At 37.7% G+C, this 18,434-nt stretch carries 19 protein-coding genes; 17 read left to right on the top strand and 2 right to left on the bottom strand.

The annotated features are described in order from the left end of the window. The first annotated feature begins 56 nt into the window (after positions 1-56). The 3 genes from MUA88_RS09265 to MUA88_RS09255 are packed head-to-tail and all read left to right on the top strand — an operon-like array spanning position 57 to position 2,972. The gene (locus tag MUA88_RS09265; protein WP_262605446.1) at positions 57-893 is read left to right on the top strand and encodes an alpha/beta fold hydrolase; all 837 of its coding nucleotides are present in this window, start codon (positions 57-59) and stop codon (positions 891-893) included. Positions 894-897: 4 nt separating this feature from the next. Continuing rightward, positions 898-1,764, top strand: coding sequence for an SDR family NAD(P)-dependent oxidoreductase (locus MUA88_RS09260; protein ID WP_262603869.1), 867 nt, complete (start codon positions 898-900; stop codon positions 1,762-1,764). Continuing rightward, positions 1,761-2,972 carry an NADH:flavin oxidoreductase/NADH oxidase family protein gene (locus MUA88_RS09255; protein ID WP_262603868.1) on the top strand — a complete coding sequence of 404 codons (1,212 nt, stop codon included), beginning with the start codon at positions 1,761-1,763 and terminating at the stop codon, positions 2,970-2,972. Before MUA88_RS09260 ends, MUA88_RS09255 begins: the two co-directional genes overlap by 4 nt. A gap of 158 nt (positions 2,973-3,130) precedes the next feature. Here MUA88_RS09255 and fdhD read toward each other — a convergent pair whose 3' ends face one another. Further along, entirely contained in the window at positions 3,131-3,958 is an 828-nt protein-coding gene (gene fdhD / locus MUA88_RS09250) for a formate dehydrogenase accessory sulfurtransferase FdhD (protein WP_262605445.1), read from the bottom strand. 177 nt (positions 3,959-4,135) lie between these two features. On the opposite strand from fdhD, the gene modA reads away from it, so the two are divergent. From modA to MUA88_RS09225, 5 genes are all read left to right on the top strand, one after another. Then, the gene (gene modA / locus MUA88_RS09245; protein WP_262605444.1) at positions 4,136-4,900 is read left to right on the top strand and encodes a molybdate ABC transporter substrate-binding protein; all 765 of its coding nucleotides are present in this window, start codon (positions 4,136-4,138) and stop codon (positions 4,898-4,900) included. Positions 4,901-4,911: 11 nt separating this feature from the next. Then, the gene (gene modB, locus MUA88_RS09240) at positions 4,912-5,583 is read left to right on the top strand and encodes a molybdate ABC transporter permease subunit (protein ID WP_262603865.1); all 672 of its coding nucleotides are present in this window, start codon (positions 4,912-4,914) and stop codon (positions 5,581-5,583) included. Beyond that, on the top strand, positions 5,584-6,189 hold the full coding sequence (locus MUA88_RS09235; protein ID WP_262609150.1) for an ATP-binding cassette domain-containing protein: 606 nt from the start codon (positions 5,584-5,586) through the stop codon (positions 6,187-6,189). A gap of 255 nt (positions 6,190-6,444) precedes the next feature. Continuing rightward, positions 6,445-7,449: a ThiF family adenylyltransferase gene (locus MUA88_RS09230; protein WP_262603863.1), complete on the top strand. Its 1,005-nt coding sequence runs from the start codon at positions 6,445-6,447 to the stop codon at positions 7,447-7,449. Between the two features lie 21 nt (positions 7,450-7,470). After that, positions 7,471-7,971 (top strand): MogA/MoaB family molybdenum cofactor biosynthesis protein, encoded by a 501-nt coding sequence (locus MUA88_RS09225; protein ID WP_262603862.1) that lies wholly within the window; start codon positions 7,471-7,473, stop codon positions 7,969-7,971. Positions 7,972-8,224: 253 nt separating this feature from the next. Here MUA88_RS09225 and moaC read toward each other — a convergent pair whose 3' ends face one another. Further along, positions 8,225-8,701 carry a cyclic pyranopterin monophosphate synthase MoaC gene (gene moaC, locus MUA88_RS09220; protein ID WP_262605442.1) on the bottom strand — a complete coding sequence of 159 codons (477 nt, stop codon included), beginning with the start codon at positions 8,699-8,701 and terminating at the stop codon, positions 8,225-8,227. A gap of 69 nt (positions 8,702-8,770) precedes the next feature. Here moaC and MUA88_RS09215 point away from each other — a divergent pair, with 69 nt between their 5' ends. The 9 genes from MUA88_RS09215 (at position 8,771) to MUA88_RS09175 (ending at position 18,383) form a co-directional block, all read left to right on the top strand. Further along, positions 8,771-10,030: a molybdopterin molybdotransferase MoeA gene (locus MUA88_RS09215; RefSeq protein WP_262603860.1), complete on the top strand. Its 1,260-nt coding sequence runs from the start codon at positions 8,771-8,773 to the stop codon at positions 10,028-10,030. Then, entirely contained in the window at positions 10,027-10,512 is a 486-nt protein-coding gene (mobB, locus tag MUA88_RS09210; RefSeq protein ID WP_262603859.1) for a molybdopterin-guanine dinucleotide biosynthesis protein B, read from the top strand. The genes MUA88_RS09215 and mobB overlap by 4 nt, the downstream gene beginning before the upstream one ends. Next, positions 10,509-10,967 carry a molybdenum cofactor biosynthesis protein MoaE gene (locus MUA88_RS09205; RefSeq protein ID WP_262603858.1) on the top strand — a complete coding sequence of 153 codons (459 nt, stop codon included), beginning with the start codon at positions 10,509-10,511 and terminating at the stop codon, positions 10,965-10,967. The genes mobB and MUA88_RS09205 overlap by 4 nt, the downstream gene beginning before the upstream one ends. Beyond that, the gene (gene moaD / locus MUA88_RS09200) at positions 10,964-11,197 is read left to right on the top strand and encodes a molybdopterin converting factor subunit 1 (protein ID WP_262603857.1); all 234 of its coding nucleotides are present in this window, start codon (positions 10,964-10,966) and stop codon (positions 11,195-11,197) included. Before MUA88_RS09205 ends, moaD begins: the two co-directional genes overlap by 4 nt. A 9-nt stretch (positions 11,198-11,206) precedes the next feature. Then, positions 11,207-11,809, top strand: coding sequence for a molybdenum cofactor guanylyltransferase MobA (gene mobA, locus MUA88_RS09195; protein ID WP_262605441.1), 603 nt, complete (start codon positions 11,207-11,209; stop codon positions 11,807-11,809). A gap of 24 nt (positions 11,810-11,833) precedes the next feature. Then, positions 11,834-12,856: a GTP 3',8-cyclase MoaA gene (gene moaA / locus MUA88_RS09190; RefSeq protein WP_262603855.1), complete on the top strand. Its 1,023-nt coding sequence runs from the start codon at positions 11,834-11,836 to the stop codon at positions 12,854-12,856. Between the two features lie 157 nt (positions 12,857-13,013). Further along, on the top strand, positions 13,014-13,781 hold the full coding sequence (locus MUA88_RS09185) for a VOC family protein (protein ID WP_262603854.1): 768 nt from the start codon (positions 13,014-13,016) through the stop codon (positions 13,779-13,781). 76 nt (positions 13,782-13,857) lie between these two features. Further along, entirely contained in the window at positions 13,858-15,117 is a 1,260-nt protein-coding gene (locus MUA88_RS09180) for a lipid II:glycine glycyltransferase FemX (RefSeq protein WP_262605440.1), read from the top strand. Positions 15,118-15,254: 137 nt separating this feature from the next. Further along, positions 15,255-18,383, top strand: a complete 3,129-nt coding sequence (locus MUA88_RS09175) for an efflux RND transporter permease subunit (protein ID WP_262605439.1) — start codon at positions 15,255-15,257, stop codon at positions 18,381-18,383. The last annotated feature ends 51 nt before the right edge of the window (positions 18,384-18,434 follow it).

Below are 18,434 nucleotides of genomic sequence, written 5' to 3'. Positions count from 1 at the left end.
TAATTCAAATAACATGTTCTTGTATCGAATACAAGAACAATAAAAGGAGAAATATTATGTCATATATTACAACAAAAAATAGTTATATCACTGTTAATGGGAATCAGATTGCTTATCGTGAAGTAGGGAAGGGTAAGTCAGACTTACCGATTGTGATGCTCGTTCATCTTGCTGCAACACTTGATAACTGGGATCCTAAGTTATTAGATTTAATTTCTGAAAAACATCATGTTATTGTGCTTGACTTGCCAGGTGTGGGAGCCAGTGAAGGTAAGGTAGCAGATACAATTCCAGGTATGGCTGTGCAGACAATCGAAATCATTCGAGCGTTGGGATACGACAAGATTAATTTACTTGGATTATCTATGGGTGGCATGATTGCCCAGGAAATAATCAGAGCGAACAGTCAACTGGTTCATCGTTTGATTCTAGCTGATACAGCACCACGTGGTGGCATGGAAGTGGATAAGGTCACTGGTAAAACATTTAAATTTATGATCAAAGCTGCTATTAAGAAAGTAGATCCGAAACGTTATATTTTCTACAACCATGATGAAGAAGGTGGACGAGAAGCTGATAAAGTCCTTAATCGTATGGGAGAACGTTCTAAAGCATTCACTGATAAAGAGATGAATGTACCTGGTTTCTTAACACAATTAAAAGCCATTAAACGTTGGGGTAAGTCTGAAAAGGATGATTTACAGTATATTACACAGCCTACTTTAATTGTTAATGGAGATCACGATATGCAAGTGCCAACAGTCAATTCATATCATATGAACGATAAGATTAAGGATAGTAGTGTCATTATCTACCCTAATACAGGACATGGCTCAATTTTTCAATATGCAGAAGCATTTTCACAAGAATTGATTAATTTTTTAGGAGAATAAAGAAATGAAGACGATTATTATAACTGGTTCAACAGATGGAATTGGTAAGCATTTAGCTAAAAAACTTGCAGCAGAGGGTCATCAATTGATTATTCACGGTAGAAACCCTAAGAAATTGGAAGCAACTTTATCTGAGATTAAGGCATTATCTCCCCAAGGTACTGTGACTGCTTATCGCGCTGATTTTTCTAAAATGGATGAAGTATATGACTTTGTTAATCATATTAAAAATGACTTTGACAAGATTGATGTACTCTTTAACAATGCCGGGCTTTATGCAGGAACTGAACGTACGGCGACGGCTGAGAATATCGAATTGACATTTATGTTGTCAGTACAAGTTCCATATATTTTAGCTACAGAACTTCGTCCGTTATTAGAGAATGCATCAACAGGTCGTATTATTAACACATCCTCATATATGCATCATTTTGCAAAGGTAAGAGATTTGGACTTTGGATTTGAAAAGAAATATAGTCCAGGTCTTGCTTATAACAATGCGAAGCTCTACACGATCTGGTTAACGCGTTACCTTGCACAACAGTTTCAGAGAGAGGGTTCAAATATTACGGTGAATACGTACCATCCAGGTCTTATTTCTACTAATCTTGGCATGGACTCTAGTGATCAAAAAGTACAGAAATCATTTTTTGGTCGATTTATGAAAGCCATGTCTAAAGATGTAGACCAAGGCATTGAAACGGGATACTATTTGGCTTTATCAGAAAAAGTTTCATCGATAACAGGTGCATATTTTGATGGTAAAAAGTTAAAACGTGTTTCTAACAAAGGCTATAACGACGTTAAAGCAAAGAAATTAATAGATTACTGTGATCAGGTGATTGCAGCTTATCGGAAGGGATTACTATGAACAAAACATTATTAGAAGAATTGGTCTTGCCGAATGGTGCACAATTAAAAAATCGCTTTTTCAAATCAGCAATGAGTGAAACGATGGGAGATAAAGAGAACAATCCGAGTGATGAGTTGATTGCTTTATATAAACATTGGTCTAAACAGTCAATCGGTGTCATAGTAAGTGGAAATATCATGGTCGACAGACGTTATTTAGCAGAGCCGGGCAATATCGTATTGGATGACCAATCAGACATATCAGCATTTTCAAAATTGGCTGAGGCAGGGAAAACACAAGGCGTACCTATGTGGCTCCAACTCAATCATCCAGGAAAACAGATGTATCGATCTATGAATCAGGTACCGATTGCACCAAGTGCAGTTCCTATTTCTGGAAGTGCCAAGTCTGCTTTTCGACCACCTCGTCGAATGAGTACATTTGAAATTAAAGAAACGATTAAAAAATTTGTTTCAGCAGGAATTAAGGCGAAGGAAGCAGGATTTACAGGGGTTCAAATTCATGCGGCTCATGGATATCTTGTGAACCAATTCTTATCGCCAGCAGATAATCAACGTACAGACCGCTATGGTGGTAGTTTAGAAAATCGTATGCGTTTTTTAATTGAAATCTATCAAGGTTTACGAGAAAATTTAGGGTCAGATTTCACAATTGCATTAAAGCTAAATGCTTCTGATTTCAAAGAAACTGGTTTTGGCTTTGAAGATTGTCAACAAGTCGTTAAAACAATGTCTGAGTTAGGCATTGATTTAATTGAAATTTCTGGTGGGAACTATGAGGCACCAGTATTTGGAAGTGAACATGAAAATGGTGCAAGCTTTTTAAGTTATGCTGTTGCTTTATCGGAGTTAACGAATGTGCCAATCGTTTCAACAGGAGGCTTTCGTAAAAAAGACCAAATGGAAGAAGCAATTGAGAGTGGTGTCTCAATGATTGGCTTGGCAAGACCTTTTGTTCTACAATCAGACTTAGTCGAAGTTTATCGAAAAACTGGAAATATAAACTTGTCAACACCACGATTAACGACTAAAATCCCTCAGATTGATCAAGTGCTGGGCGTAATCATTGGTGTCAGTTACTATGAGGCGCAGATGAAAAGAATAGGGCGTCAAAGAGATGTTAAGATAAGCACCAATGCATGGCCATATTTATTACAGACTATCAAAGCACATGGATTAACAGCATTGAAACCGAGAAGACGATAAGCAATCGGCTTTGAACAGGTAAGAAGGTTGGGATGCCAGTTATCAGCTTCCAACCGCATAAATTTAATATATTTCAGATCCATCTATGTACAAAAATACACCCCGAAAAATTGAATTCATCATTCAATTTTTCGGGGTGTATTTCATTATGCTTGACGTTATGTACGACATTGCTGTGATGCCGGAAGTTGCTTCGGTGCACCGTCAACGCGTTCTGGATGGCTGTAAATATTGAAGTGACCTTCTCTTACGAAACCAATAGCTGTAATATTTAAATCCTGTGCGAGTTGGACAGCCAGTGTTGTTGGTGCTGACTTAGAAATAATCATACCTACACCGATTTTTGCTGCTTTAATTAATATTTCAGAAGAGATACGGCCACTAAAAATTAAGATTTTATCACGTACAGAAATATGACGTTTAATGCAGTAACCGTATAGTTTATCGAGTGCATTATGACGCCCGATATCTTGGCGGTGAACATAGAATGCGTTGCCATCACTAATGGCTGCGTTATGTAGACCACCTGTTGCAATGAATGTCTTACTGTGTGCTTGTAGTTGCGCCATCATGTGAAGTATTTGCGATGGTGATAATTGTATTGTAGACATAGATGTTTTTGCGATAGCCGCATCATTTTGGAAGTAGAACTCTCTACTTTTACCACAACAGGAAGCGACCATTCTCTTGGTTGAAAGATAGTTTGCCTTTTCAATATCTGTTGTAACTTTTACATGTGCATAGCCACGCTGATCATCTAATTCTAGTTGCAACAAATCTTCACGTTTGAAAATCACGCCTTCTGAGGCTAAAAAACCTAACACAAGTTCTTCTAAGTTATTTGGACTACAAATAATGGTCGCAAACTCATGTCCATTTACGATGACTGTCAACGGGAACTCTGTTACATAGTCATCAGTTGTTTCGATAAGTTCACCATCTTGGTAGCGTATCATTGTTTGATTATAGCGAATATCGTGATCCATGTATAAGCCCCCTTTTCTCGATCGGTTTAACCGTTTTCTATTACTATTAGTTTAAGTGTTTTTCTATAAATTTGAAAGGCTTTAAGAAATAATATGCAATAAAAAATAGCCTTTTTAATAGGGCATTTGCTAAAATGATGAATAAGAGATGGCTACGTTTAAAAGGAGTTGTTAACATTGAAATCTAAATTCATCTGGATCATGTGTATATCACTTGCCTTTCTGTTGGCAGCGTGTAGCTCGTCACCATCTGAGAGCAAAGATAAAACCGCAGAAAGTCAAATTACTGTTTCCGCAGCAGCAAGTTTAACAGATGTGACAAAAGAGTTAGAAACGGCTTTTCATAAACAGCATAAAGATATTGATGTAGCATTTAACTATGGTGGTTCAGGCGCACTCAGACAACAAATTGAAAAAGGTGCGCCTTCAGATATATTGATGTCTGCCAATACAAAAGATATCGATGTATTGGAAAATCAAGGGAAAGTGACAGATACATATGATTATGCAACAAATAAGTTAGTATTGATCAAGCAACAGGGTAGTAAGCTTAAAAGTGTTGAAGATTTACAGGAGACAGATCAGTTGGCGTTAGGTGAAGTAGAATCTGTGCCAGCTGGTAAATATGCCAAACAATATTTAGAAGATCATAGGTTATGGGACACTGTTGCCTCAAAAATTGTCTATGCGAAAGATGTTCGTGAAGTACTCAATTATGTAGATAAGGGAAATGCTCAACTGGGGTTTGTTTATCAGACAGATTTATATGTAGGGGATAAACAACAAAAAGGTGTCGAAAAAGTGATGGATGCAGATTTACAACAGCCAATTACCTACCGTATGGGTCTTGTGACAGAGAATCAAGCTGCAAAAGAATGGATGACATTTATGCAGTCAGATGAAGCGAAACAAATTTTAAAAAAATATCATTTTGAAGTCTAGGTGACACATTTATGTCAGAACTTACACCGTTTTGGATTTCATTACGCGTGGCAATGATCAGTACAGTTATTGTAGTGGTCCTTGCCACATTACTAGCAAAAATTTTATATAACAAACAAGGACGCTTGATTAAATTTTGTGAGAGTCTTGTGCTCTTACCAATTGTATTGCCACCAACAGTGATGGGGTTCTTACTCCTTATTTTATTTTCTGTAAATGGACCAGTGGGCTATTTTTTAACAGAGGTATTAGGGATTAAAGTTGTGTTTACATTGACAGGTGCTGTTATTGCATCAGTAATTGTGAGCTTTCCATTAATGTATCAACATGCTGTACAAGGTTTTCGTAGTATTGATGATAAGATGTTGAATACAGCTCGAACAATGGGGGCCACTGAACGTAAAATATTCTATCGTTTGATTTTACCTTTATCAAAACGAGCGCTTATTTCAGGGACGATGATGGCATTTGCGCGTGCAATCGGTGAATTCGGTGCGACACTCATGATTGCAGGATATATTCCAGGTAAAACCAATACATTACCTTTAGAGATTTATTTCCTCGTTCAACAAGGACGTGAGCAACAAGCATGGCTATGGGTGCTGATTCTTGTTGCCTTTGCAGTAACGGTGATGGGAACGATGAATATGCTCAATAGAGACCGATATCGTGAGGTGAGATAGGTGCTAGACATTCATTTGGAAAAGAATATCAATGATAAAGACATTGCATTTCAAATAGCAACAGATACACCTAAGATTTATGCGTTAAGAGGCGTATCAGGTATCGGTAAAACAACGTGTCTCAATATGATTGCGGGCATTCAATCACCAGATAAAGGTTGGGTACGTATCAATGGAAGAACCGTTTTAGATATGGAACAGGGAGAAAATATTCCTATTAGAGAACGCCATATTGGTTATCTCTTTCAAGATTATCAATTGTTTCCACATATGACGATACGACAAAATATTACGTTTATGACGGAGTTTAACGCACATATTGAAACATTAGTTGAAGCGCTTAAAATCAGTCATATTTTAGATGCGTATCCTTCGAGGTGTTCAGGTGGAGAGAAGCAACGTGCAGCATTGGCGAGAGCTTTGAGTACAAAACCTGATTTATTATTGTTAGATGAACCTTTTTCTAGTTTAGATGATGTGTCTAAACAAGAGAGCATGATGCTCGTTCAACATATTTTTGATACTTGGCAAATACCGATTATTTTTGTTACACACTCTCAACGAGAAGCACAACACCTCGCACATGAGATTATTCAAATTGGATAAATATGGTTGAGGCACATGTTGCATGACGCGCATGTGTCTTATTTTTATGTATATCGAATTAGACCAGCCATCATGTATTTTGAATGATGAAAAGATTAAGCAAAGTGTATCTTGAGAAACTTAGGGAAAACTCCTAATGAATGTATTGAAATGCCTAATTGTCGGTGGAGAATGTATACGTTTTAATTGATTGAGAGTATAGATGTAACAACGTATAATGAGAATTGACTACTAAAGTAAGAAAGGTTTAAAGCCATGACACATAATCGTTATTCACGACAAATACTGTTTGATGGTATTGGTCAAGACGGACAGGAGAAAATCAACCACAAGTCTGTATTGATTATAGGAATGGGTGCGTTAGGTACGCATCTTGCTGAAGGACTTGTACGTGCAGGAATTGGAAAACTTCATATCGTGGATCGCGATTATATTGAGTATTCGAACTTACAACGTCAAACACTCTTTACAGAAGATGATGCACGTCAACAAATGCCAAAAGTAATTGCGGCAAAAAATGCATTACAGGCCATTCGTGAAGATGTTGAAATTGTAACATATATTGATCACGTAGATGGTGTCTTTCTAAATGATTTGGTCCCACAAGTCGACCTTGTATTAGATGCGACCGATAACTTTGAAACGCGCATGATGGTCAATGATGTTGCCTTTGCATGCCAAAAACCATGGATATATGGTGGGGTGGTGCGCAGTACATATGTAGAAGCACCGTTTATTCCCGGACAAACACCATGTTTCCAATGTTTAGTCCCACAGATTCCGGCCATGAATCTGACATGCGATACAGTTGGCGTCATCCAACCTGCCGTTACAATGACGACAAGCTTACAATTGAGAGATGCTTTAAAAATTTTAACGGAAACACCGATCGAACCTAAGTTAACATATGGTGATATATGGGATGGATCGCACTATGTGTTCGGTTTTGGACGAATGCAGCGTCAGACGTGTACGACTTGTGGAGAACATCCCGAGTATCCATATTTAAATCATTCAGTGACACAATATGCAGCAATGTGCGGTCGTGATACAGTACAATATCAACATGAAGGCTTAACTTATGAGCAATTAGTTGAGTATTTAACAACGCGTCATATTTCATTTCATTCAAATGGCTATTTGTTACAATTTGAATATGATGGTTACCGTATTGTTGCTTTTCAAAATGGTCGCTTATTAATACACGGTATGAAAGAAGTCAAACAAGCGAAGAAGTTGATTCATCAATTATTTGGTTAAGATTAATGAGGAGGTTGTCACATGCATACAAATGTAAAGTTAGATAGAGATATACGCTGTGCTGTATTAACAGTATCAGATACACGTACAGTTGAAACAGATAAAGGCGGACAATTGGTTAAATCATTATTAGAAACGATTAATACAGAGATTCAACCTGATCATTACGCTATCGTGAAAGATGATAAAGGTGAGATTCGAGCACAACTTGATAAATGGTTAGCAGAAGATGTTGAAGTGATTGTTACAACAGGTGGCACAGGTATCGCACCACGTGACGTGACGATTGAAACAGTCGCACCTATGCTGACTAAGGAAATAGAAGGTTTTGGCGAACTGTTTAGATATTTGAGCTACGTAGAAGATGTGGGAACACGTGCCTTATTATCTCGTGCAGTTGGCGGTACGATTGATAATAAGCTTATCTTCTGTTTACCAGGTTCTACAGGTGCTGTAAAACTTGGTTTAAATAAATTAATATTGCCAGAATTAAATCATCTCATCCATGAAATGAATAAATAATTATTTAAGAGGTTGTGAAAAAGCGTTTAGAATTTGAGCAGAACCTTAAGCAATTCTCAAAATAACTCTTTAATTTTGGGGAATTACAGAGTTCTGTCGAAAACCCTGCTTTTGGGACACTGACAGATCGAGGTTGTAAGAGAAGCGTTTGATGATTGGACGGAAGATAATAAAAAAAGACTGAAACAGAACCATACTTTGAAGCGGTTTTGTTTCAGTCTAAATATCATTATGGCTTACGAGAATCGTTTGTTTAACGTTGGAAGTCAGACTTGCCGCCCGTCTTTTTGACAAGGTATGTTTCGCCAATGATCATGCCTTTATCGACAGCTTTACACATGTCGTAAATAGTTAGGGCTGTAGCAGAAGCGGCTGTTAATGCTTCCATTTCAACGCCGGTACGTCCAGTTGTTGAAACAGTTGTTTCGATTTGAAGAATAAATTGATCATCTGAGTTATCCCAATCAAAAGCAACGTCAACACCTGATATTGGAAGTGGATGACACATTGGAATGATAGATGAAGTATTTTTAGCAGCCATAATACCCGCTATTTGAGCAGTGTTTAGGACATTTCCTTTTTTATTTGTATTTTCTGCAATCTGTTGATAGATCGTATGATTGACAGTAATGCTTGAACGTGCAATCGCAGTTCTTTTCGTAATAGACTTATCAGAAACATCTACCATTTTAGCATTTCCTTGTTTATTAATATGAGTAAATTCAGACATGTTATTCCTCCTTTAATATGCAAGGTAAGTATAGCACGATTTAAAAAATTTGTTAGGAGTGAATGGGTTATGCCAGTCGAAAAGAGACACCCAATTCCAGTGAAAGAAGCAATTCATCGCGTATTACAACAAGATATTTATACAACATCTGAACGTATGAGTTTATATGAGTGTGAAGGGTATATACTTGCTGAAGATATCGTTGCTACGTATGATATCCCACGTTTCGATAAATCACCTTATGATGGTTTTGCAATTCGTAGTGAAGATTCACAAGGAGCAAGTCAAGATCAGCGTATTGCATTTCAAGTCATCGATCATATTGGTGCGGGGACGGTTTCCTCAAAAACGTTACAACCAGGGCAAGCTGTACGCATTATGACTGGGGCACAAATTCCAGGTGGTGCAGATGCAGTTGTGATGCTTGAACAAACAGTTGAAACAGAAGATGGATTTATGTTACGTAAGTCTTTCGAGCATTTGGAAAATATCTCACTGAAAGGTGAAGAGACAGCAACAGGAGACATTGTGTTACACAAAGGACAACGCATCAATGCGGGGGCAGTCGCGGTACTAGCAACATTTGGCTATTCAGAAGTACCTGTTTTTCGTAAACCAACTGCTGCAATTATCGCAACAGGCAGCGAATTATTAGAAGTAGAAGACGAATTAGAACCAGGGAAAATTCGTAATTCAAATGGTCCGATGATTGCCGCATTATTACAAAAAGAAGGCGTACAAGTAGAACGCTATCGCATACAAATTGATGACTATGAGAGTAGTCTAGCAGTGGTTAAATCAGCACTTGAGCAACATGACATGGTGATTACAACGGGTGGTGTATCGGTAGGTGATTTTGACTACTTACCTGATATTTATCGTGCGCTTGAAGCGGAAGTGTTGTTTAACAAAGTAGCTATGAGACCGGGAAGTGTCACAACAGTTGCTGTTGCACAAGGAAAATATTTATTTGGACTTTCAGGTAACCCTTCTGCTTGTTATTCAGGCTTTGAGTTATTCACGAAACCAGCCATTTATCATATGATGGGTGCCACACGCTATTATCCAGCAATTGTCCGTGCAACATTGATGGCTGACTTCAAGAAAGCCAATCCATTTACACGTTTTGTACGTGCAGATGTCACAATGACAGGCAGAGAAATGACTGTGAAACCATCAGGATTTAATAAGTCTGGTGCCGTAGTATCCATTGCACATAGTAATGGTATGATGATGCTGCCAGGTGGTACGAGAGGCTATCAAGTTGGGCATGAAGTAGACGTACTATTAACATCACCAGAGACGTATCAACAGGAGCTGTATTTATGATTTTGCAAATTGTGGGCTATAAAAACAGTGGTAAAACGACGTTAATGGGCCATACCGTTCAACAATTAAAAAATTGGGGACACTCAGTTGTGACAGTAAAGCATCATGGGCATATCGGTGAAGAGATTACGTTGCCTGATGCGTCAGTTGATCACATGCGCCATTTTGAAGCAGGGGCAGATCAAAGCATTGTTCAAGGACATGACTATGTTGAAACGATTCAACGCAATCATTATCCAACAATTGAGACTTTGTTGTCTGAGTGTGTTACGATGGACGACAGTATTATTTTAATTGAAGGCTATAAACAGGCAACCTATCCCAAAGTGATTGTCTATCAAAATAAAGAAGATTTAACTGCATTACGCCAATTAGAAAATGTACAATTTTCAATGCAATGGCAGTCAGACGGATTCGATTATGCAAGCTATGATACATGGCTGAAAGCATGGATTCGAGAAGGTGAAGGAGAGATAAGATGAAACAATTTGAAGTGACAACTGCCCCGATTGAACCAGAACAATATCGTCAGTGGACATTGAATGAAAAGCAAGGTGCTGTTGTCGTATTTACAGGGCATGTCCGTGAGTGGACGAAGGGCATTCGTACAGAACATCTTGAATACGAGGCATACGTCCCAATGGCAGAGAAGAAGCTCGCGCAAATTGGTGATGAAATTAGTGAGCGCTGGCCTGGTACAGTGACTGCTATCGTTCATCGTATTGGCGCACTAGAAATATCTGATATAGCAGTGTGTATTAGTGTGTCTTCACCTCATCGAAAAGATGCCTATGCAGCGAATGAATACGCAATAGAGCGTATTAAAGAAGTGGTGCCTATCTGGAAGAAAGAAATCTGGGAAGATGGTGCTGAATGGCAAGGGCATCAGCGTGGCTATCACGAAGATGTGGTCAAGAAAGGAGATACGCCATCATGAAAATATTGTATTTTGCAGAGATAAAAGAAAAGTTAGATCGTGCAGAAGATACATTTCATTTTGATTATGAAATAAGCGTAACTGAATTAAAAAAACATTTATATGAGACATATCCTGTGATTCAAGGGAAGTCTTTCCAAGTGGCAATTAATGAAGAATTTGTACAAGGAGATGCGGTTGTCCGACCGAATGATATTGTCGCATTAATTCCACCGGTCAGCGGAGGTTAAACGACAACAATGAAAGCCATTATATTAGCGGGCGGCCAATCAACACGATTTGGCACTCCAAAAGCATTTGCAGCGATTCAAGGAGAGGTTTTTTACAAGCGACTGATTCGTACGCTGCAATCAACGAATATATTCAGTGAGATTATCATCAGTAGTAATGCACAATTAGCAGAACAATTTGAAGATGTGCGTGTTGTGATTGATGAAACATCACAGAAAGATAAAGGACCACTTGCTGGGATATACAGTGTGATGCAGCAAGATGATGAAGACCTCTATTTTGTTATTTCAGTAGATACACCGATGGTCAGTCAGAAAGCCATCAGCCACCTGTATCAATTTATGGTCGCAAACTTGATTGAATCACACCTTGATATTGCTGGTTTTGCGTCGGATGGCTATCCTATTCCAACGATTGCTTTTTATCATCGACGTGTTCAACCTATCATTGATGACGTGTTACAAACAGATGATTTGAGCATGAAACATGTGTATGAACAAGTATCATCTGAATGGTTAGATGTCAGTGAAATTGACAGTCCAGCTTACTGGTATCGCAATGTGAATACCCCAGATGATTTAAATAGACTAGAACAAGAGCTGACAGAATAAGAGTGAGAAGGAAGGAGGCGCAAGATGACAACACAAATATTAGATAAATTAGGTCGACCGATACGTGATTTGCGCATTTCCGTTACGGACCGTTGTAACTTCCGCTGTGATTACTGTATGCCTAAAGAAATCTTCGGTGATGACTATGCCTTTTTACCTAAAAATGAATTGCTAACTTTTGAAGAAATGGTCCGAGTAACACGCATTTATGCAGAACTCGGTGTTAAAAAAGTTAGAATTACAGGTGGGGAACCATTGTTACGACGTGATTTGGATCAATTGATTGCGCAAATCAATGACATTGAGGGCATTGAAGATATTGGTTTGACAACAAATGGTTTATTGTTAAAAAAACATGGTCAGAAGTTATATGATGCAGGGTTACGACGTATTAACGTCAGTCTAGATGCGATTGATGATGAACTCTTCCAATCGATCAATAATCGAAACATCAAAGCTTCTACCATTATCGATCAGATTGATTATGCGGTTAGTATTGGCTTTGAAGTCAAAGTAAACGTCGTTGTTCAAAAAGGTGTGAATGATGATCAAATCGTACCAATGGTTGCTTTCTTTAAAGATAGAGATGTGACAATTCGTTTTATTGAATTTATGGACGTAGGTAATGATAACGGTTGGGACTTTAGTAAAGTAGTCACAAAAGATGAAATGTTGTCCATGATACAAGAAGCCTTTGAAATAGAGCCGGTTGCACCAAGATACTATGGAGAAGTAGCGAAGTATTATCGCCATGTTGGTGCGAAGTCGAAATTTGGTTTGATCACAAGTGTTTCAGAATCATTTTGTTCAACATGTACGAGAGCGCGGTTATCATCTGATGGTAAGTTTTATGGTTGCTTATTTAGTTCGGTTGAAGGGTATGATGTCAGAGGTTTATTGAGAAGTGAAGCATCTGATGAAGCTGTGAAAGAGGAATTAAAAGGTTTATGGCATATTAGAGAAGATCGCTATTCTGATGAAAGAACAGAACAGACGGTGAAAAATAGACGTAAAAAGAAAATTAATATGAATTATATTGGTGGTTAATCCTGAAATGCACTTTGCATGATGATAGTCAACGCTATCCTGCAAGGTGCATTTTTTAAAGGTGATATGATACATATACGAATTGTTACTTGAATCGAGCGACAACAGATAATTTTTGATAAAATAGAAACAAATAATTGCCGTGAGGAGTGATGAAATGGTCGATATCGAATTTGATCATATGATTCATTATATAGATGGTTTGGCACACTTTGAATTTCCTGGGAAATATTTAGAAATTCAAAAAGGGGGTCGCCATGAAAATTTAGGGACATTTAACCGACTTGTTCATATTAATTTGAGCTATATAGAATTGATCGATATTTTTGATCAAGGTAAGATTAAACGCCAATCCAAAACACAGGAAGGGAAGTACTCTTTTGCGACATCTCTTATTGAAAATGGCTATAAACAAGGCTTTAAAAAGATATGTTTTAGAACACACGATATTCATAAACTAAAAGAAGACTTTTTAGCGCGTGGTCTTGAGGTTGTAGGCCCTGTAGATATGACGCGTCAAAATAAAAAAGGCAATGAAATTCATTGGCAATTACTTTATGTAAATAATCATGATTTTGATGTGATGATGCCGTTCTTTATTCAATGGGGAAAAACAGATGAAGAAAGAGAAGCAGATCTGAGAGATACCTTCCAAACACAGTTAGAAATTGATATGATAGAGTTTCACTCACATCAACGTCAAACGATGAGTGAGAATTGGCAAAAATGGTTTGATATGGAAGTTGTTGAAAAAACGGGTAAGTATACGATTCTTGAAAGTCCAGCGAAGAAAGTGAAGTTCAAGATTGTAGAAGGAAAAGATGACCGTATTGAAGGGGTTCATTTCCTAGATTCAACAATTTCAGCACCTGTTTTAATTAGAACACGAGGTGCAAGTTATCACTTCCAACAAAAACTAGGATAAACATATCGTAGCTTATTGAACATTAGGGAATTAATAGAAATGGATGAAGATAGAAAAGTTAAAGGAGCTTTAAATCATGAAATTGATGAACATTACGGATCAAGCGCATGATGCGTTTGTAAAGGCGCACCCAAATGGAGATCTGTTACAGTTAACGCAATGGGGCGAAACAAAAAAATTAACAGGCTGGTATACGAAGCGTATTGCAGTTGGAGAAAATGGTAACATTCACGGTGTTGCACAGTTGTTATTCAAAAAGATTCCACGCACACCTTTTACGTTGTGCTACGCATCAAGAGGATTTGTCGTAGATTATTCTGATCAACGTGCGGTTAAAACATTACTAGTTGAAGCGATTAAACTAGCAAAACAGGAAAAATCTTACACAATTAAAATCGATCCGGATGTTGAAGTAGAACAAGGCATGACAACTGTTCAAGATTTAAAAGCATTAGGATTTAAGCATAAAGGTTTTAAAGATGGTCTATCAAAAGATTATATTCAACCACGTATGACAATGATTACACCGATTGATAAGTCAGATGATGAACTCATCAAAAGTTTCCAAACAAACAACCGTACCAAAGTACGTGCATCTATGAAACGTGGTACAACAGTTGAAATTGCTGGACGTGATCAATTAAGCATTTTTGCTGATTTGATGAAAGAGACAGGTGAACGTGATGGCTTTTTAACGCGTGATGTGTCATACTTTGAAACAATTTATGATGCACTTCATCCAGATGGTGATGCAGAGCTATTTCTTGTTAAGCTTGATCCTAAACATGTATTGGAAGTGTTGAATGCAGAAAAGGCAGAGTTGAAGGCTGAAGAAGCAGCACTTTTAGAAAAGAATCAAGAAAATAAAAAAGTCCGTAACAAATTGAAAGAAGTACAACGTAATCTACCAAAGAAACAAGAAGCTATTTCTGAGATGGAAGCGTTGGCTGAGAAACACCCAGATGGACTCTATTTATCAGGGGCATTACTTATGTTCTGTGGTAAAAAAGCATATTATTTATACGGTGCTTCATCTAATCAATACCGTAAATTCATGCCAAACCATCACATGCAGATTTCAATGATGCAATATGCACGTGAGAAAGGTGCAACAACGTATGACTTTGGTGGTACAGATAATGCACCTGATAAAGATTCGGATCACTATGGTTTATGGGAATTCAAACGTATGTGGGGAACATACCTCAGTGAAAAAATTGGAGAGTTCGACTATGTGTTGAACCCAATCCTTTATCGTATGATTGAACAATTCAAACCACAATTAACACAATTAAAAATCAAAGTCGTTCGTAAAATTAAAGAGCGCAAAAAATAATTGACTAAAATGTGTCCACCTCATAAGAGATCAACGACAGAGTGATGATGGGGTGGACTTTTTTATAGCATATGAATGTTAAAATAAGTAAAATGTACAATGTTGTATGAAATAAAGATTGGGAGGCGTAAGCACACGTGGTTAAAAAACTCATTGATTTTTCATTATCTAATAAGTTTGCCATTACACTGATGGTATTGCTTGTGATATTAGGTGGCGTTTTTGCAAGCTATAAAATGAAACTAGAATTATTGCCAGATACAGAACCACCTATGTTGACGATCACAACAGCTATGCCAGGTGCCACACCTGAAACAGTGATGAAAGAAGTGAGCGATCCGATAGACGAAGCGGTTCGTGGGATGGCAGATGTATCAAGTGTTAAAACAGAATCCCTTGCGAATGCATCATTGATAACTGTTAACTTCAACGAACAAACAGATATGGACAAAGCAGAGCAAGAGATTGATAAAACATTAAAAAAATTAGAATTTGACGAGGGCGTTGAAAAGCCAGAAATTCAACGTAACTCATTTTATGCATTCCCAGTGGTTGCATATTCAATTTTGCACGAAAATAATGACATCGAGAAGAGTACGAAAGAGGTAGAAAATAATCTCATTCCAAAACTTCAGGAAATTGATGGTGTCCAACGTGCGACTGTAAATGGTCAAACAAGTCGTCAAGTGAATGTTGAATTTGATGATAAGAAGTTAGGTGCTGCAGGATTAAATCAAAAGCAGGTTATTGATTATATTGAAGCGGCAACCAAAGAAGTACCACTTGGCCTTTTCCAATTTGGCGATACGGAAAAATCAATCGTTATTAATGGTCAATTTGCTTCAGTAGAGGCATTAGAAAATATGGAAATTCCACTCGCTATTGCACAACAGCAAGGTGGAGAAGGTCAAAGTGCACCTTCAGCAAGTCAAGCACCATCAAGTAATAATGCACAACAAGCGTCAGTGACATTAAAAGATGTCGCAAAAGTATCATTGGTCAGTGAACGTGAATCCGTATCACGTACCAATGGCAAGGATGCTGTAGATATTCAAGTGGTGAAGGCGCAAGATGCGAATACAGTTGCAGTAGCGAAAGAAGTCGACAAAACAATCGATCGTTTTGTGAAACAGCATCCAGAATTAAAATCAATTCAAATTATGGATACAGCAAAACCAATTCAAGATGCTTTGAATACAATGATCGAAAAAGCATTGATAGGCTCTATCGTAGCAGTGATCGTGATTATGCTATTCTTACGTAATTTCCGTATGACAGCGATCTCAGTGGTCTCAATTCCATTGTCGATTTTAATCGCCATGATCGCATTGAAACTGACAGATGTTTCACTTAATATTCTAACGTTAGGTGCCTTAACAGTAGCCATTGGTCGTGTGATTGATGACTCGATTGTTGTTATTGAAAATATATATCGACGACTGACAAGATCGGATGAACGTTTGAGTGGAGATGGACTGATCGTCTCAGCAACGAAAGAAGTATTTATTCCAATCATGTCATCAACAATTGTAACGATTGTTGTGTTTGCACCGTTAGCCTTTGTAACCGGTATGGTTGGAGAAATGTTCCGTCCATTTGCTTACGCCGTTACGTTTAGTTTATTAGCATCATTGCTTGTATCTATTACAATTGTGCCTGTCTTAGGTTCTGTATTTTTCAAACGTGGGTTATCAAATAAAAAGACAGAACATGTTGGCACAGTGGGTCGCTATTATAAGCGTATTCTGGGTTGGAGTTTAGATCATAAATGGATTGTAATGCTTGTAAGCACACTACTATTAGTAGGTAGTATCGGTTTAGGTGCGATGAAAGTAGGGACAAGCTTCATCTCAACAGGTGAAGATAAATTTATGGCACTTACGTATTCTCCAAAACCAGGCGAAACAGAAGAAAGTGTACTGAAACATGCAGAAGAAGTAGAACGTTACTTACAAAAAAATAAATATGTAGAAAATGTTCAATACTCTGTAGGTGGTGCTTCACCCGTAGACCCAACAGGTAGCACTAACAGTATGGCATTGATGGTCAAATATGATACAAAAACGCCTAAGTTTGATGAAGAACCACAGCGTGTATTAAAGCATATTTCAACTTATAAACATCCAGGTGATTGGAAAAACTTAGATATGAGTACAGGTGTTTCTTCTAATGAGGTCACTGTACAAGTGACAGGACCTTCGCCAGAACGTATAGAAGGTACCGTTGCTAAAGTTGAAAAAGAAATGCAAAAAGTGAATGGCTTAACGAATGTGAAGTCTGACCTTGCTAAAACATATGAACAGTTTAAAGTGAAAGTAGATTCTAAAAAGGCTGGGGAATATGGTATCACAGCCGGTCAATTAGCGATGATGTTGAATGAAAATGTACCGGATACAACAGTCACTAAGGTGAAAGAAGAGAAGCAAACTTATGATGTTGTTGTCAAACAAGAGAAAGAAACAGAGTGGACACAACAGAAACTTGAAGAAACACCATTGCCATCTGCAACAGGAGACACTCTGAAACTAAGTGATATTGCAACACTTGAGAAAGCAACAACACCAAATAAATTGATCAAAGAAAGTGGCGACTATTCAACAACGGTAACAGGTAAAATTACCAATGATGACGTCGGAGCAGTTTCTCAAGATGTAATGAAGATGTTGGATAAAATTGAACAGCCAGATGATGTGAAAACATCAATGGGTGGTACAAATGAAGATATTGAGTCAGCATTTACACAATTAGGTTTGGCAATGCTTGCAGCGATTATGATTGTATATCTTGTCCTTGTATTAACATTTAAAGGTGGCTTAGCACCATTTACCATCTTATTCTCACTTCCATATACAGTAATTGGTGTGGTATTAGCACTAATTGCGACAGGAGAAACATTATCTGTACCAAGTATGATCGGGATGTTGATGTTAATTGGTATTGTCGTAACAAATGCCATCGTACTCATTGATCGTGTGATTAATAACGAAGCAGCTGGTATGCCAATGAAAGAGGCATTATTAGAAGCGGGAGGCACAAGGATTCGTCCGATCTTAATGACAGCCATTGCCACAATCGGAGCGTTATTACCAATGTTATTTGGACAAGACAGTTCTGTACTGATTTCTAAAGGTTTAGCAGCAACTGTTATTGGTGGTTTGTTATCATCAACACTTTTAACATTAGTCGTTGTACCAGTTATTTATGAAGTACTCTTTACGATTAAAAATAAGTTAACAAAAAAGTCTGAAAACATTGACGTACGTTAATTCCTTATGTAAGATGAAAATATTATAAAATCTCGAGTCGTGAGATGGAGA

This window comes from Staphylococcus sp. IVB6240 (genome assembly GCF_025558425.1).
Classification (GTDB): Bacteria; Bacillota; Bacilli; order Staphylococcales; family Staphylococcaceae; genus Staphylococcus.
Note: the sequence above shows the minus strand (reverse complement) of the source record. Positions and strands in the feature narration are given on the sequence as shown.

Bases quoted from the DNA above. Each gene is read 5' to 3' on its own strand.
- MUA88_RS09265 (WP_262605446.1), top strand. From the start codon at position 57: ATGTCATATATTACAACAAAAAATAGTTATATCACTGTTAATGGGAAT.
- MUA88_RS09260 (WP_262603869.1), top strand. From the start codon at position 898: ATGAAGACGATTATTATAACTGGTTCAACAGATGGAATTGGTAAGCAT.
- MUA88_RS09255 (WP_262603868.1), top strand. From the start codon at position 1,761: ATGAACAAAACATTATTAGAAGAATTGGTCTTGCCGAATGGTGCACAA.
- fdhD (WP_262605445.1), bottom strand. From the start codon at position 3,958: ATGGATCACGATATTCGCTATAATCAAACAATGATACGCTACCAAGAT.
- modB (WP_262603865.1), top strand. From the start codon at position 4,912: ATGTCAGAACTTACACCGTTTTGGATTTCATTACGCGTGGCAATGATC.
- MUA88_RS09230 (WP_262603863.1), top strand. From the start codon at position 6,445: ATGACACATAATCGTTATTCACGACAAATACTGTTTGATGGTATTGGT.
- MUA88_RS09225 (WP_262603862.1), top strand. From the start codon at position 7,471: ATGCATACAAATGTAAAGTTAGATAGAGATATACGCTGTGCTGTATTA.
- moaC (WP_262605442.1), bottom strand. From the start codon at position 8,701: ATGTCTGAATTTACTCATATTAATAAACAAGGAAATGCTAAAATGGTA.
- MUA88_RS09215 (WP_262603860.1), top strand. From the start codon at position 8,771: ATGCCAGTCGAAAAGAGACACCCAATTCCAGTGAAAGAAGCAATTCAT.
- mobB (WP_262603859.1), top strand. From the start codon at position 10,027: ATGATTTTGCAAATTGTGGGCTATAAAAACAGTGGTAAAACGACGTTA.
- MUA88_RS09205 (WP_262603858.1), top strand. From the start codon at position 10,509: ATGAAACAATTTGAAGTGACAACTGCCCCGATTGAACCAGAACAATAT.
- moaD (WP_262603857.1), top strand. From the start codon at position 10,964: ATGAAAATATTGTATTTTGCAGAGATAAAAGAAAAGTTAGATCGTGCA.
- mobA (WP_262605441.1), top strand. From the start codon at position 11,207: ATGAAAGCCATTATATTAGCGGGCGGCCAATCAACACGATTTGGCACT.
- moaA (WP_262603855.1), top strand. From the start codon at position 11,834: ATGACAACACAAATATTAGATAAATTAGGTCGACCGATACGTGATTTG.
- MUA88_RS09185 (WP_262603854.1), top strand. From the start codon at position 13,014: ATGGTCGATATCGAATTTGATCATATGATTCATTATATAGATGGTTTG.
- MUA88_RS09180 (WP_262605440.1), top strand. From the start codon at position 13,858: ATGAAATTGATGAACATTACGGATCAAGCGCATGATGCGTTTGTAAAG.